1 pseudogene is annotated in these 1306 nt (G+C 72.7%); it reads right to left on the reverse strand.

The features are described from left to right. Nucleotides 1-1306, reverse strand: a pseudogene (locus CCN33_RS32315) (hypothetical protein); the annotation flags it as partial.

A 1306-nucleotide genomic window follows, 5' to 3' on the forward strand; every position in this document is an offset into this window, starting at 1 on the left:
GGAGTTCGGGCAGCAGGCCGGCGGACGGTCCGGCGAGACCGCCCACCGATCGCAGCACCTCCTCGACCGTGATCTCCTGGCTCGCCGCCAGCGCCAGCAGGGACTGGAGACTCGGGTCGGGCGTTCCGCTCTCCGGCTCCCAGAAGGTGCGGAAGAGTGCCCACTGCCTGTCGCTGGGCGCGGCCGGGAGCAACTGGTCCTCGGTGGGCAGCCGGTACCCGTACGGCTCCCACTGCCGCAACTGCCCCAGCACCTCGGCGCTGGTCGTACCGAGCCGGTCGGCCAGGCGGGCGATGTGCACGGGAAGCACCTCGGCGGGCAGCCCCCGGTCGGAGTAGGTGTGCCGGTTCTCCGTCCAGCCCCCCAGCAGCTCGGCGTCCCGCACCGTGGCACGGTGGCGCAGCATCGACTCAGGAATCCCGGGAACGACGAGACCCAGCGGCTGGTAGCGGAGGGCGCGTTCCAGGAGGGTGTCGATGCGCGCTTCCCTGGCGGCGGAGAGGGAGAGCAGAGCCCCGAGGGCGGGTTGCCGCTCGGCCCGGCCGGGCTCCGCCCAGTCGGTCATCCAGTCGATCAGATCGAGGTCCACCGGCTCGGGGACGAAGTCCAGCGCGGTGGTGCCGTCGGGCGGGACCGCCGGTACGCCCAGCTCCGGCGTCAGCAGGGCGAACCGGCGCAGGCCGCGCAGCACGTGTGCCACCGTCTGCTTGGTGCGCAAGGCGTGCGTCACGAGATTGCGGGCCGAGCCGGCCGCGTTGTCCAGCAGCGCGTTGTCGCCGGGACGGGGTACGGGATGGCCGCCCAGGTCCTTCGGCACGGGGGAGTCGTCCCCCTCCGGATTCGTGGCCGGGACGGCTCCTTGGCTTCGCAGTACCGCCCGGCGCCATGCCGTGGCGAACTGGTTCATGTTGCTCGTGCCGTCCTCGACGCGACGCGGAAGCAACGCCCGGTCGCCCGGGAACCACCCCACCGCGTCGAGTGCCACCGGCGGCCGCTGATACTCGGCCGACCGGTACACGGGCAGCGTCAGCCCCCCGCCCGCCAGCCGCTCCGCGACCGCCCTCGCCAGCCCCACGTCCTGGGTCTCCAACTGCCACAGCCACTCCAGGTCGAGCCCCTCCCAGTCCGGCAGATCGTCGGCGGCCGCGCGCACCTGCTCCCCGGCCCACTCGCGGTCCCACTCCAGCATGCTGTTGCGGTTGACGCTGAGCTTGGGGACCTGGGGACCGGACAGGTTGATGACGTACCCGAAGGGCGTGGCGGAGGTGACGATGCCGTCCGAGAGCACCGCGCCGTTGCCCGACAC

It is taken from the genome of Streptomyces recifensis, assembly GCF_002154615.1.
Taxonomy (GTDB): domain Bacteria; phylum Actinomycetota; class Actinomycetes; order Streptomycetales; family Streptomycetaceae; genus Streptomyces; species Streptomyces griseoluteus.